The sequence below is a fragment of the Acidiphilium sp. AL genome, assembly GCF_025499445.1.
In the GTDB taxonomy this organism is placed as follows: Bacteria; Pseudomonadota; Alphaproteobacteria; order Acetobacterales; family Acetobacteraceae; genus Acidiphilium; species Acidiphilium iwatense.
In genome coordinates this window covers 41,595-54,940 of the sequence record NZ_JAIMBZ010000021.1, presented here as the reverse complement: position 1 = coordinate 54,940, position 13,346 = coordinate 41,595, and the positions used below count along the sequence as shown (strand labels likewise).

Here is a 13,346-nt window from a genome sequence, read left to right as displayed (position 1 = left end):
TCGTCCGCAAACGCGACAGCGTCGCCGAAAACACAGGCTGATCCGCCAACTCGCGCGGATCAGCCTCAATCCCAAGCACACCGAACATGACCGCGTCCGCACGCAAATGTCGATCATGTGCGTCAAAATGCGCGCTTACAGGCAGGTGGTCGCTCCCCGCGCGGGAGCGTGGATCGAAACCATTTGATAGGGATATGACGACGACACGTCAAAGTCGCTCCCCGCGCGGGAGCGTGAATGTCGGCGCCGTCACGGCACGGCTACCTCGGTTCAATATCGCAGTGGGAGAGCGTCGAGGATAGAGATCCGGCCCAGTCATTGAGTAATATCAAGCGATATTCGATATATGCCGGAACATCTCTTATCTGCTCTTGTGTGAAATTGTACGGCGCATTATAATTTTCCACGAGCCACTAAGAAAAAATTCATAAAATCATCTAGTTGTATTGTATTGACGGAGTATCCAGCCCCCTCCACCACGCATCCAGCACAATCCTTTGTATTCATTGATAAAAAAGTCGTTGCCCCTGCGTCGGGATGCTCGCGGGGTGACGTACCGGGCGCGAATTTACCTGAATGATAGCGAACCATAACGGATTGCGCGATAACTTGGCGTATATGGCAGGAAATAGAACGAGGACCGCGCAGTGACCCATGCCACCGATGTAGTTGTGTCTGTAATCCTGGCCCTGGCCGGTCTGGTGATGGATTTTGTCGCGTATATCGACGGTCTCCTGGCCGCTTTGATGACTTCGGGCGGCATACCGCCGAATGTGCAGACCATCTTACTCGTCGTGGTGGCGGTGAGCCTGGTGATTCTTGCGATCCGCGTTTTGGGCCGCCTCTTCGCCGCCCTCATTATCGTGCTGCTACTGGTTCACAAACTGTTTCCGGGAATGGAAGTGCCGCAAGGTCACCCGCCCGCCTGGTTGCACTTGCCGGGATGGCCACACACTTGAGTTCGCTGCCCCCGCTCGATTAGCGCGGGCAGCCAATGGGGAAGCGACGCTCATGGCTTGGCGCGCGGCAGGCGAATCCGGGCGATCGCGCCGGGCCGATCCGCGCGATTGGCGAGCGCCAGCGTGCCGCCATGTGCCTCGATGATTTCGCGCGCAAGCACGAGGCCGATGCCGCTGCCGCCTGGTTTGGTGGTGAAGCCTGGAACGAACAGGTTTTCGCTGCGCGGCAGGCCGGCCCCATCATCGATGATCTCAATGGTGATATGGCGGACGTCTTCGGCCAGCCGGATCGCGACACCGCCTTCGCCCTCGAGTGCCGCGTCGGTGGCGTTGCGGATCAGGTTGATCAGCGCCTGCTCCATCTGCGCGGGATCGGCGTCGGCCAGTCCCTCCGTGGTCGTTTCGACCACCACATCACGCCGGGTTTCCAGGGCGGCGACCCGGCGGACCAGCGACGCCAGCGCGATCGGTTCGGGCACCGGGGGCGGTAGCCGCGCGAGATCGGCATAGCGGCGGATGAAGCCGCCGAGCCCGCGCGCGCGGCGCTCGATCAGGGCGAGACCGTCATGCAGCCGCTCCGGGTCGGCATCGCCGATCCCGCGCATTAACACCTCGGCGGTCGCCTGGATCGGGCCGAGCGAATTGCCGGTCTCGTGGCTGAGCACGCGGATCAGCCCGCGCCAGACGCGCCGCTCCTCCTCGCGCAGCGCGCGCGAAAGCTCGCTCGCCACCAGCATGACATGGTCCCGCCCGGCGCGGCGGAAGCGCACCCGCCGCACTTCCCACGGTCCGGCGCCACCGGGCAGCGGCGTTTCGAACCGGTCGATCCCGGTGCCCTCGATCCAGCTTGCGATGCCCAGCTCCGCCACCGGCCTGCCGGTGAGCCGGTCCGCGTCGGCGCCGAGCAGCGTGCCTGCGGTCGCATTGGCGCCGATGATGGTGTTGCGCGGCCCGATCACGATGATCGCGAGATCGACCGCGCCGAGCAGCTTGCCGAGCAGCGCATCCGATTCGATGCCGGCGCGGCGGGTGCCGGCGAGTTCGTCGGCCAGGGCATTCACCGCCGCGAAGGCCGCGCCGCGCGCTCCGTGCGCCGGTGCCGCCCGCAGCGCGTAGTCACCGTCCCGCAAACCGAGCAGAAGTGCCGCGATCTGCCGATGATCGCGTGCCGCCCGCCGCCGCGCCAGCGCATAACCCGCCGTGACGGCGATCAGAATCGCGAGCGCCGCGGCGATCATTTCCGCAACGAGGCGAGCCGCCGGTAGAACGCGCTGCGCGACAGCCCGAGCTGCTTCGCCGCCGCCTCGGCGTCGCCGCCCGCATCCGCCATCGCGCGCTGGATCAGGTAACGCTCCGCCTGATCCAATGTCATGCGCTCCACCGGCGCCGGTCCGGCGGGGGTGAGCCGGAGATCTGCCAGATGCACGGTCTCGCCCTCGGCCAGAAGTGCAGCGCGTTCGACCACATGGGCAAGCTCGCGCACATTGCCGGGCCAGGAATAGGTGGTGAGCGCCGCCATCGCGTCGGGGGCGAATCCGCGCGCGGGCCGGTTGTGGCGCGACGCACTGGCCAGCAGGAATTGCCCGGCGAGGAGTGGAATGTCGTCGATCCGCTCGCGCAGCGGCGGCAGCGCGATTTCCACCGTGTTGAGCCGGAAAAACAGGTCGCGCCGGAAACCGCCCGCCGCGATCCGCTCCTGCAGATCGGCATTGGTCGCGGCGATCAGCCGCACATCCACGCGGCGCGGCCGCGCCTCGCCGACGCGGGTGATCTGGCCATCCTCCAGCACGCCGAGCAGCCGCGCCTGGGTCGAGAGGCTCGCATTGCCGATCTCGTCAAGGAAGATCACGCCGTCATTGGCGATTTCGAACCGCCCCGGCCGATCGGTCTTCGCATCGGTGAACGCACCGCGCGCATGGCCGAATAATTCGCTCTCGATCAGGGTTTCCGGCACCGCGCCGAGATCGACCGTGACGAACGGCTTGTCATGCCGGGGCGAGACGCTGGCGATATGCCGCGCGAGCATTCCCTTGCCGGTGCCGCTCTCGCCGGTAATCAGCACCGGCACATCCGCATGGGCGATTTTCGCCACCAGCGCCATCACCGCGCGCATCGTCGCCGAGGAATGCAGGATCGCCCCTTGCGGAAGCGGGATGGTGAGTGCCGCCGTCGCGCGCCGCGCCGCTTCCAGCGCGAGCTGTGCACGCAGCACGCCGAGCAGCCGCGTATTCTCCCAGGGTTTTTCGAGGAAATCCGCCGCCCCCGCGCGCAGGGCGCGCACCGCGAGATCGACCGAGCCCCAGCCGGTCAGCACGATCACCGGCAGATCGGCGTTAATTTGTTTAACGGAACTCAGGAGCGCAAGACCCTCCTCGCCCGAGGTGGTATCGGCGCGGAAATTGAGGTCGAGCAGCAGCGCGTCCCACGCGCCGCGTTTGAGCAGCAGCATCGCCTCGGCCGGCGAGGCCGCGGCGCCGGTCTCGTAGCCTTCCGATTGCAGCACCAGCGCGAGGGAGGCGCGGATATCCGCCTGATCGTCGGCGATCAGGATGCGTTGCCTGCTCATCGTGCGTCCAGCAGAATCTTGACCGGCGTGTTCGCCGCCCGCGCGGCGGGGCGCCATGCGGCGGCGAGCACGATCGCCGCGATGACCGCGAGCGAGGCGACAAATACGACGGGTGCGATTGCACCGACATGGAACAACAAGGGTGACATGGCTCTGACCAACACATAGCCGCCGATCGCCCCGCCGGCGAGCCCGAATCCGAGCGGCCATGCGGCATCGGTCAAAGCGAGTCTGAGCAGGCGCTGGGGGCTGGCGCCGAGCATCGCGCGCATCCCGTATTCCGGCAGCCGCGCGCGGGCGATGAACGCGTTGACCGCATAGACGCCAAGCGCGGCGAGAACCAAAGCGAGAACGGCGAACCCGGCGACCATCCCGGCAGCGACCGCCCGCAGCGCGCTATAGGCGAAAATAATCCGGCGATAGGGGCGAACCCAGGTGATCACCGCGCCGGGTATCGCCGTTTCGATCGCGTTTTTTGTCTGCCGCATCGCCGATCGGAGCGAGCCGCGATAATGGATGATGACGGTCGCGCCGGTCAGTGGAAACCCATGAAAATTCGCCGTGGCAAACGGCATGTAGATCACGCCGATATCGTTTTTCAACGGTGTCGGCCGCCATTGAACATGCGCGGCGATTCCGACGATCCGGTAGTCGCTGGAATCGATTTTCAGCATGTGCCCGACGGCATCTTTTCGCCCGAAAATCGCTTTAGCGACGCCGGGGCTGATAATGACCTCATGGCTTCCTTTCGCCATTTCCGCCGCTGGGCTGAAGCGGTGGCCTTGGGCAAGATGGATGCCCAAGGTTCTGAAATACCCCGGCGTTACCGGCACCTGAACGACCAGATGCGACGGTGCATTGGGCGCGATCCGCGACACGGTGGTATTCGAATGATTTTGCGTGAACGGAAACGACCAGAACGTGACGCCGCCGGCGGAGACCGTGAAGGTTTTTTCGGTCACGGCATGGACGGTGGAGTCCAACCCCGCCGCGTTGTTCTGTGCATCCGGCAACAGAACCGACGCCACGATCCGGTTGTCGGGCGAAAATCCGAGCTTCTGGGTCAGGACTCGATAAAGGCTCAATCCCAGCATGGTGCTGCCGATCAGGAGTGCCGCGGCCAGCGCGATTTGCACCGCGCCGAGCGCGTTCTGGATGCGCCGCGTGGCGGGCGTGAGTGTCGCTTTCGACCCTTGGCCGAGCACGGCCCGAATCCGCACCGACGATGTCTGCCATAGCGGCACGGCGGCGATCGCAACGCTGGATAGAAGGGCGAGCAGCCACGCGAAACCGAATACCGGCCAGCCGGTTGCGATATCGAATGGCGGCGCGTCGAACACCGTTCGGTAGCTTGCCAGGGTTCGCAGCACCAGCCAGCCGAGCAGCGATCCGCCGATACCGATCGCGAGCAGGATCGGCACCTGTTCCAGCAGAAACAGCCGCAGCAAATCGAGCCGCGAGCCCCCCAGCGCCCGGCGCAGCGCCAGTTCATGCATGCGTGACCGATGACGCACCAGCGCGAGATTGGCGGCATTGATCACCGCGAGCAGCAGAAGGAACAGCGCGGCGCCCTGGAGCAGGATCGGGATATCGCCGATATCGCTGTTTGCCAGAAGCAACACCTGACGAATCGGCCGTGCATCGAGGCGCCGCCGTTCCGCGCGCATTTTCGCGGCGCGTTCGGGTGTCGCCTCCCGTTCCTCCTCATGCAGGAACCGGTGCAAATTCGCGTTGAATTGGCCGAGTGACACGCCGGGCGCTAATTCGGCGGGCATGAAATCGTCGATGTTGCTGGCCTGCTCGCCGGTTCGAGGCAGCACGAATGACGCCCAGAGATCGGTCGGGTTCATAAAGCCGAACGATCGGGGCAGAACCCCCACGATCCGGTAATGTGCGCCGTTGAACGAAACTCTCTTGCCGATGGCGCCGGCATCGCCGCTGTAAGCGCTTTGCCAGAACCGATAGGAAATCATCGCCTGTTTCGGGCCGCCTTTGTGGCCGGACGCAAGACTTGGCAACCGGCCCAATGCCGGCCGCACGCCCAGCGTCGAGAAAAACGACGGCGTGACGCTGACGGCATGAACGGCGCGCGGCTTGCCGTCGATCCGGGCGGCGACCGACCCGCCAAAGGTCCATAGCCCCGCATCCGCGATCGATGGCAGCGCGGCGCGAAGTTTGCGGTAGGTATCCGGCGAGGTCATCGCAAAGTTCAGGCCGCTCCTCGGGATCATCTCGCGGACCAGAACCAGCCGGGACGGATGCGCATAGGGCAGCGGCTTCAGATCGTAGCTGTAGAAAATGCCGAACGCCGCCGCATTCGCGCCGATCGCAAGCACTAACATGATAATTGTGGCGATCGGATAGAACGGTTTGCGGATCAGCCCGCGCCATGCGACCGAAGCGTCGTGAACCAGGGTCGAGAGGTGATCTTGCATGCGATTTTCCATGGTTTTTCCATTCACCCCGCATCCAGCAGCGTCTTGACCGGCGTGTTCGCCGCCCGCGCGGCAGGGCGCCATGCGGCGGCGAGCACGATGATGGCGATGATGGCGAGGGAAATGGCGAAGACGGCGGGGGCGATTTGATTGACGTGGAACAGGAGCGGAAGCATGGCGCGAACCAGCAGAAACCCGCCGATCAGACCACTCGCGAGGCCGAGCCCGAGCAGCCACGCCGCGTCGGTCAGGGCGAGCCTGAGCAGGTGTTGCGGGCTGGCACCAAGCATTGCGCGCATGCCGTATTCGGGCAGGCGGGCGCGGGCGATGAAGGCATTGACGGCATAGACGCCGAGTGCAGCGAGCACCAAGGCGAGGACGGCGAAAATCGAGACGATCGAGGCAGCCAGATGGCGGAAGCCGAGGTAACGGGCGATGATCGCATGGTAAGGCCGGACCGAGGTAACGACCGCGCCGGGAATCGCCGATTCGATCAGTTTTTTTGCATCCTGTCCGGCGCTATGAATGGAGCCGCGCACATTCACGATGATATCCGCGACATAAACCGGGTAGGCCCTGACCTTGAACGAGGACGCGGGAACATAGACCGTCCCAAAGGTCCGGTTCCACGGCTTGCTGCGCCAGACAACCGGCGCCGCGACGCCCACCACCCGGAAATCGCCGAGAAGGACAAGGTGAACCATGCGTCCGACAATGTTCGTGGTGCCGAATAGCCGTCGCGCGCTGCCTGCGCCCAGGACAACAACCTTGGCGCCATGTTGTTGATCGAGCGACCTGAGCGCACGGCCCTTCAGGATATGAATATCCATCGCGGAGAAAAAGTTATCGCCTGCAAGCGTCACGTTGATGTTATGCGGCTTCGAACCGGGCGCCATGCGCCGGATCGGAATGGTTGCATTTGAATGGGAAAACGGTCTGGTCCCAAAACCGACTCCCGTTACCGACCGGACATAAGATTGTTGCCGGAGTCGGGCGATCGCCGGCTCCATGGCGGCTGTCATGTCGATGGATTTTGGGGCCAGTATGCTCGCGACGATGTGGTGGTCTGGCTGAAAGCCGAGCGGGCGGTTCAGGAAGCGATGCAGGCTGACGGTCAGGGTCAGGCTGCCGGCGAGCAGCGCGAAGGCTAGCGCAATCTGACCGATGCCGAGACCGCGCTGGACTATGCGGGCACCCCTGCCGAGGGTCGATTTCGGTCCCTGGCCGATCGCCGATTGCAGCTTCAGCCGGGATGTCAGCATGATCGGTGCGATCGTGACCGCAAGCAGTGAAACGACAGAGAGCACCAGGACGCAGGCGATGTCGTCCCAACCGAACCCGAAGCGGAACGGCGGCGAGACGATCGCCGAGCCATAGGACAGGATGAATCGTGCGCCGAGCCATGCCAGGATGGTTCCGGTTGCCGAGAGGACCGCGAACAGCGGAATTTGTTCCAGAAACAGCAGCCGCATGAGATCCGCCCCGGACCCGCCCAGCACACGGCGCAACGCGAATTCGTGCAGGCGCGAGCGATGCCGTACTAACGCCAGGTTGGCAGCGTTGGCGATTGCGAGAAGCAGCAGAAGAAGCGCCGTGCCTTGCAGGACCCAGGGCAATGCACCAAGGCTGGAGCCTGCGGTGAACGAAGGTCGCAGTTTGCGGGTTTCGACCTTGAGGCCGTGCCCGAACATGGTGGCGAGGCGCGGCAATACTCTTTTGCGGATTTGCGGCAGCGCGTCTGCCAGCAGCAGGTTAGCCTGCGCGGCAGAAAGATTGGCTGGTGTCCGGACGATCATGACAGAGTTGAGGGTCTGTTCGCGTAGCCCCTTGATCGGCAGCACAAGAGGAAGCTGGGCATCCGCACCGGCGTTGAAGGCATAATCGCGTGGCAGAACACCGACGATCCGGTAATCGATGCCGTTTACCGTTAGCCGGTGGTTCAGCACATTCCGGTTGCCGTCATAGGCGCTGTGCCAGAACTTGGCGGAAATCGTGATTTCAGCGGGTCCGCCTTGCCGGCCAGCGGCAAGGCTGGGCAGCCTGCCAAGCAGCGGCACCACCCCAAGCGTACGAAAGAACGATGGCGTTTCCCGGCTGTAGGTGATTGCTTTCGGATGATGCGCGATCATCACCGGGGCGGCGCCGCCATAGCTGTAGAGACCCGCATCGGCCATCTGTGGAATGTCACGACGGATGACGCGATAGGCGCTTGGTGATATATTGGCGAAATCCGGGTTGAAGTTCGGCAGGAATTCGCCCACCAATTTTATCTGTCGCGGGTCGCGATATGGCAGGGGGCGGAGCAAAAACCCGTAGAAAATGCCGAAAGCGGTCGCATTCGCGGCGATGGCGAAGGCTAACATAATGATGGTCGCGATCGGGTAGAATGGTTTGCGGATCAGCCCGCGCCACGCCACCGACCCGTCGTGGGCAAGTGTTCCGAACATCACAAGGCATTCCTTGCGTTTTCCGGCAGATCATCTTCGGGGTGCAGCGTGACCACGGTTTCGCCGAACCCCTCATCGACCACCTGACCGTCGGACAGGAGCACGATGCGCCGCGCGCGGCGGGCGTAGTGGAGATCATGCGTCACCATCAGGATCGTCGCACCCTTTTTGGTGTTCAGCTCCTCCAGCAGTTCCATCACTGACTCGCCGGAGCGCGAATCGAGATTTCCCGTGGGTTCGTCGGCAAGAATGATGTCCGGTTCGGTCACCAGCGCGCGCGCGATCGCGACGCGCTGCTGCTGGCCGCCCGACAATTGCGCCGGATAGTGGTTCGCCCGGTGCACGATGCCGATATCCGATAGCATCGCGGCCACCCGCGCCTCGCGCTCGGCTTTGGCGATGCCGCCGCGATAGATCAAGGGCAGGGCGACGTTTTCCGCGACGGTGAGATCACCGATCAGGTTGAACGCCTGAAACACGAAGCCGATATGCCGGTTGCGGAACGCGGCGCGGTCGCGTTCGCGCAATCCCGCCGCGTCCTGCCCGGCGAGGCGATAGCTCCCACCCGTCGGGTCGTCGAGCAGGCCGAGAATCGCCATCAAGGTCGATTTGCCGCAGCCCGACGGCCCGGTGACCGCGACATATTCGCCGCGCCCGACCGCCAGATCGACCCCGGCGAGCGCATGGGTCTCCACCTGATCGGTGCGATAGATTTTCGTGAGGTCGCGTACCTCGATCACCGGGCCTTCGATCACGGGGGCATTGGTCATGGTTTGGCTTCCTTCGGATTATGCGTGGGAGCGATTGTCGTGGATAGACTATGCACTAACGCGGGGGTGGCGCTGCCTTCCGCCTGGGCAAGGCCGAGTTCATGACCGATCGCCGAGACGATCGCCGCATGCAGCGCGAGGTCGGCGGATAGCAATTGCTGACGATCGGCGATCAGGTCGCTTTCGCTGATCAGCCCGGCGCGTACCCCGTCGCTTGCGGCCCGCACCGCCTTCGCCGCGACCAGCGCCGCCGATCGCGCGGCATCGAGCCGCGAGCGGTCGAGCGTGAGGGCGAAATAATCGGTGCGGATGGTGCGGATCACCGTAAGCTGCGCTGTCGCGGCGTTATCGTGCGCCTCGTCGCGCAGCGCCCGCGCGCGGTCGGTCGCGGCAACCGTCGCGCCGCCGGAAAACACGTGCCAGTTGAGCTGCACGGTGACCGAATTGCCCTGCTGGAGCAGATTGCCCGGCCCGGTGATGCTCTGGCCGAGAAACGCATAGGCCGCGTGTCCGCCCTGGGCGATATGGGTGTGCTGCAATTGCAGCGACACGTTGGGCAGATACGAACCCTGTGCCGCCGAAACCAGTTCCGCATCGCCGCGCGCGGTCAGGTTCGCCGCCGCAAGCGTCGGGTTGCCGCTCCGGGCGCGGTCGATCCAGGCGCCAATGCCGCCGAGCTTTGGGAGCGGCAGCGCTTCAGGCAGGGAGCCATTGGCGTCGATCGCCGGGTTTCCGGTCAGTGCGGCGAGGGTTTCGCGCGCGGCGATCAGCGTGGTTTGGGCCTGAACCACCTGGGCGCGCAACGATTCCAGTGCCGCCCGCGCTTCATCGGCGCCGATCACTCCGGCCATCCCGGCCCGGTAGCGCGCCTCGGCGTCGTGATACTGCTTGCCGAAGCCGCGTTCCGCGCCGCGCAAGGCGGCAAGATCGGCGTTTGCCGCGAGAACCGCGACGTAATCGGTGGCGACCTTCACCGTGAGCGCCTCAAGTGTTGCCTGATAGGTCGCGGCGGCGGCCTGAACCCGGAACCCGGCGGCCTGATAGGATTTGACCGAGCCCCAGTCGAACAAGGTCTGCGTCAGCGTCGCCTGCCAGGTGGAGACGCCGATGCGCTGAAATTCGGTGATAGGCTCGAACCCGGTGCCGTAGAACTCGGGGCCCGCCGCATACTGGTTCTGCGGACCGGCACCGGCGGCGAGGGCGACATGCGGCAGCAGGGCGGCGAGGGCGGCGGGACGATCGGTCGCCGTCGCGCGCAATTTCGCGCCGGCCGCGAGGAACGCCGGATCGTTGGCGCGCGCGGCCCGCCAGACCTGCCAGAGCGTGGATGCCCGCGCCACGTTTGGCAGCATCGCCACAAGCGCGATGCACACTAACAAAAATCTCATCGGATGCGCACCAGGGATTTGCCGGCGAACCGCCCGGTGTCGGAGACGATGATGCGCGCGCCGGCCGGCAACCCGGACAGCACCTGGATCGCGTTGGCCGAGGCGGCGCCGAAGCGGACGCGCACCGGAATCGCCTTGTCGCCGCCATCGACCAGCTTGAACACGGTCGCCATCGAATCGGGCCGGGCATCAACCGGCCGCGCCACATAAAGCGCACGCGGAATGGTGGTGACATCGATATCGCCGAGCACCGCGAGGTCGGGGCGGGTTCCCGCCGGCAAATGCGCGGGCAGTTTCACATCCACCCGCACGCTGCCTTTTTCCACCGAGGGCGACACCCGCGTCACCACGCCGTCGATGCGGCTTTCGCCGGCATCGTTCAGGCGGATCGTCGCGCGCAGCCCGGCGGTAATCTCGCCCGCCTCGCTGGGGGCGACATCGAGCGCGGCCTTGAGATGGGTCAGGCTCGCGACCCGCGCGATCGCCCCGCCCAGCGCCAGCGTCTGGCCGGGACGGGCGGCAACGCTCTGCACCACGCCGCGTTCCCCGGCGGTGACCGACAATGCGGCGACATTCGCTTGCGCCTCGGCGAGCGCCGCCTGAAACGCGGAAACCCGCGCATTCTGCGCTTCGATCTGTGCCGACTGATTATCCCTGAACGCGGCGATCCGTTGCCGCGTCAGCGCCACAAGCTGGCGCGCATTCGCCGCATCGAGCACCGTCTTTCGGTAATCGAGCCGGGCGACGACATGCTCGGCTTCCAGTCCGCGCTCGGCCTCGGCGCGCAAGCCTGCCGCCGCCGCCGCCGCGCGCCCGGTCGCGAGATCGGCTTCGAGCGAGAGCAGATTATTGTCGAGCGTGGCTTTGGTGGAAGCCAATGTCGCCTTCGCGTCCGCAAGGTTGGAGCGCGCGCGGACCAGGGCCGATTGCAGATGCGGATTGACCAGGCGGAGCAGCACGGTGTCCGTTTTTACCGAATCGCCGGGGCGGACCAACACCCGCGCCACGGTTCCCGGCACCGCGGCGGTCACGAAGCGCTCGCCGCGCGGGCGCAGTTCGCCGGGCGCCTGCACCCGCACCCGGAACGCGCCGGAATGCACGGTGCCGATCACCAGCGACTCCCGCGCGACCGACGGGCCGGACGGCAACAGCCAGATCAAGGCCACGACGAGCGCCGTGCCGATCGCGACCCCCGACGCCCAGGCCGCGCGGTGTCTCAGCCTGGTCTTGCGGCGAACCTGATCGGGAATCTGGAAGTCTGGCATGGCGGCTCCGGCAATGGTTCCGCCGGAGCATCGCAAGATCCGGGCCAGTTCGTTTCGGGCTGTTATGTCCCCTCATCGGTCCCGAAACCGGGATTCTTGGACCGATCACGTCCCATGTGTGGATGACGGCGATGATGCAGCACCGCGTGCCGCCGCTTCCGCCGTTTTTCGCGCCGCGTGGACCAGCGAGACGAGGTCGGCATAGCTCACCGACCCGACGATTTTTGTATTATTGATGAAAAGAGTGGGGATTTCGTGAATCCCGAGGCTGCGTCCGCGCCGGAGATTGGCCTGGATGCGGTGTATCACCCCGTCGCCGTTCATCGCGAATTCCATGCGCCGCCAGTCGAGGCCGAGAGCTTTCGCGTCAGTCTTCAGTATCGCGTTGGTCGGCGGGCGTTTCTGGGTCATCAGCCGGGCGCGGAACGGAATAAGTTTGCCCTGCGCGCCGGCGGCGAACATCGCTTCGGTGCCGAGCACGCTGGCCGGCCCGAGAATCGGATAGGCCACCGGCACATAGCGCACATCGTGATCGTGACGCAGCAGGCGCTTGAATCGCCGGTCCATATGCCGGCAGGGCGGGCAGCGTATGTCGTAGAAATCGACGATCGTGACCTTGCCGTGCGGATTGCCGAACACGAGGTCACCCGGACGGACCAGGCTGGCGGCGGAAACGGCACCGCTTCCGTCCGCCCGGGCCTGTGGTGTTGCGATCAGGCCGAGACCGATCGCGGCCAAGGCAATGAGACGGCATCCCTTCATGGTCCCTCATCCTTTTATCGTTGTGAAACTAGCCTGATATGCGGAACTTCGCACCTTTTTTCAGGCAAGGAAGGCGATCAGGTTTCCACCTGCAACCCGGCGGCTTTCCATTCGGGATAGCCATCCTCAAGCCGGCGCGCATCGAAGCCGAGCCGGCGCAGGGCGCTGGCGGCTTCGACCGAGAGAACGCAATACGGTCCGCGGCAATAGGCGATCACCGGCTGGTCGCGCGGCAGCAGCGCAATCCGGCGTTCCAGGGCGGCGAGCGGAATGTTGATGGCTCCCGGCAGATGGCCCTGGGCAAATTCGTCCTCCGGCCGCACGTCGAGCACGGTGACGCTGCGGTCGTGGATGCGCGCCAGCAAGTCCTGGCGCGAAACCGGCTCCAGCGCGTCGCGCGTGCGAAAATAACTCGCCATCACCACCTCGATCTCGGCGACATTCCGTTCGCCGATCCGCCCGAGTGCTTTGAGCAGGGCAATCACATCGGTCTCGCCGAGCAGGCTGTAGAGCATCCGCTTGCCGTCCCGGCGCGGCTCGGCGAGGCGTGCCCGGCGCAGGATTTGCAGATGCCGCGAGGTGTTGGCGATGGTCAACCCGATGCGCGCGGCGAGATCCTCGACGCTGCGTTCGCCCTGCGCGAGGTGTTCGAGAATCTCCAGCCGATGCGCATGGCCGATCGCCTGGGCGATGTCGGCGAGGCTCGCGAAGATGCGCTGCTTGGGACCGAGGCTTGACATGGTGCTCCAATAAA

11 protein-coding genes are annotated in these 13,346 nt (G+C 65.0%); 2 read left to right on the top strand and 9 right to left on the bottom strand.

The annotated features are described in order from the left end of the window. The coding region (locus AiwAL_RS12785) for a hypothetical protein (RefSeq protein WP_262312812.1) at positions 1–187 on the top strand (187 nt) is incomplete at its 5' end. 460 nt (positions 188–647) lie between these two features. Then, positions 648–959: a hypothetical protein gene (locus tag AiwAL_RS12780; RefSeq protein ID WP_235705251.1), complete on the top strand. Its 312-nt coding sequence runs from the start codon at positions 648–650 to the stop codon at positions 957–959. A 50-nt stretch (positions 960–1,009) separates the two neighbouring features. Here AiwAL_RS12780 and AiwAL_RS12775 read toward each other — a convergent pair whose 3' ends face one another. The 9 genes from AiwAL_RS12775 to AiwAL_RS12735 all read right to left on the bottom strand — a co-directional run bounded on the left by AiwAL_RS12775 (position 1,010) and on the right by AiwAL_RS12735 (position 13,332). Continuing rightward, complete coding sequence (locus tag AiwAL_RS12775; RefSeq protein ID WP_235705250.1) at positions 1,010–2,197, bottom strand: PAS domain-containing sensor histidine kinase; 1,188 nt, start codon at positions 2,195–2,197, stop codon at positions 1,010–1,012. Then, positions 2,194–3,525 carry a sigma-54 dependent transcriptional regulator gene (locus AiwAL_RS12770; RefSeq protein WP_262312811.1) on the bottom strand — a complete coding sequence of 444 codons (1,332 nt, stop codon included), beginning with the start codon at positions 3,523–3,525 and terminating at the stop codon, positions 2,194–2,196. Before AiwAL_RS12770 ends, AiwAL_RS12775 begins: the two co-directional genes overlap by 4 nt. Beyond that, entirely contained in the window at positions 3,522–5,960 is a 2,439-nt protein-coding gene (locus tag AiwAL_RS12765; RefSeq protein WP_262312810.1) for an ABC transporter permease, read from the bottom strand. Before AiwAL_RS12765 ends, AiwAL_RS12770 begins: the two co-directional genes overlap by 4 nt. Before the next feature lie 23 nt (positions 5,961–5,983). Further along, the gene (locus AiwAL_RS12760; protein WP_262312809.1) at positions 5,984–8,407 is read right to left on the bottom strand and encodes an ABC transporter permease; all 2,424 of its coding nucleotides are present in this window, start codon (positions 8,405–8,407) and stop codon (positions 5,984–5,986) included. After that, positions 8,407–9,177 (bottom strand): ABC transporter ATP-binding protein, encoded by a 771-nt coding sequence (locus tag AiwAL_RS12755; protein ID WP_235705246.1) that lies wholly within the window; start codon positions 9,175–9,177, stop codon positions 8,407–8,409. Before AiwAL_RS12755 ends, AiwAL_RS12760 begins: the two co-directional genes overlap by 1 nt. Next, positions 9,174–10,565 carry a TolC family protein gene (locus AiwAL_RS12750; protein WP_262312808.1) on the bottom strand — a complete coding sequence of 464 codons (1,392 nt, stop codon included), beginning with the start codon at positions 10,563–10,565 and terminating at the stop codon, positions 9,174–9,176. Before AiwAL_RS12750 ends, AiwAL_RS12755 begins: the two co-directional genes overlap by 4 nt. Continuing rightward, positions 10,562–11,830: an efflux RND transporter periplasmic adaptor subunit gene (locus tag AiwAL_RS12745; RefSeq protein WP_235705244.1), complete on the bottom strand. Its 1,269-nt coding sequence runs from the start codon at positions 11,828–11,830 to the stop codon at positions 10,562–10,564. Before AiwAL_RS12745 ends, AiwAL_RS12750 begins: the two co-directional genes overlap by 4 nt. A 105-nt stretch (positions 11,831–11,935) precedes the next feature. Further along, positions 11,936–12,592 (bottom strand): thioredoxin domain-containing protein, encoded by a 657-nt coding sequence (locus tag AiwAL_RS12740; protein WP_262312807.1) that lies wholly within the window; start codon positions 12,590–12,592, stop codon positions 11,936–11,938. 77 nt (positions 12,593–12,669) lie between these two features. Continuing rightward, on the bottom strand, positions 12,670–13,332 hold the full coding sequence (locus AiwAL_RS12735) for a metalloregulator ArsR/SmtB family transcription factor (protein ID WP_235705242.1): 663 nt from the start codon (positions 13,330–13,332) through the stop codon (positions 12,670–12,672). Positions 13,333–13,346 lie beyond the last annotated feature (14 nt).

Bases quoted from the DNA above. Each gene is read 5' to 3' on its own strand.
- AiwAL_RS12775 (WP_235705250.1), bottom strand. From the start codon at position 2,197: ATGATCGCCGCGGCGCTCGCGATTCTGATCGCCGTCACGGCGGGTTAT.
- AiwAL_RS12770 (WP_262312811.1), bottom strand. From the start codon at position 3,525: ATGAGCAGGCAACGCATCCTGATCGCCGACGATCAGGCGGATATCCGC.
- AiwAL_RS12765 (WP_262312810.1), bottom strand. From the start codon at position 5,960: ATGCAAGATCACCTCTCGACCCTGGTTCACGACGCTTCGGTCGCATGG.
- AiwAL_RS12760 (WP_262312809.1), bottom strand. From the start codon at position 8,407: ATGTTCGGAACACTTGCCCACGACGGGTCGGTGGCGTGGCGCGGGCTG.
- AiwAL_RS12755 (WP_235705246.1), bottom strand. From the start codon at position 9,177: ATGACCAATGCCCCCGTGATCGAAGGCCCGGTGATCGAGGTACGCGAC.
- AiwAL_RS12750 (WP_262312808.1), bottom strand. From the start codon at position 10,565: ATGAGATTTTTGTTAGTGTGCATCGCGCTTGTGGCGATGCTGCCAAAC.
- AiwAL_RS12745 (WP_235705244.1), bottom strand. From the start codon at position 11,830: ATGCCAGACTTCCAGATTCCCGATCAGGTTCGCCGCAAGACCAGGCTG.
- AiwAL_RS12740 (WP_262312807.1), bottom strand. From the start codon at position 12,592: ATGAAGGGATGCCGTCTCATTGCCTTGGCCGCGATCGGTCTCGGCCTG.
- AiwAL_RS12735 (WP_235705242.1), bottom strand. From the start codon at position 13,332: ATGTCAAGCCTCGGTCCCAAGCAGCGCATCTTCGCGAGCCTCGCCGAC.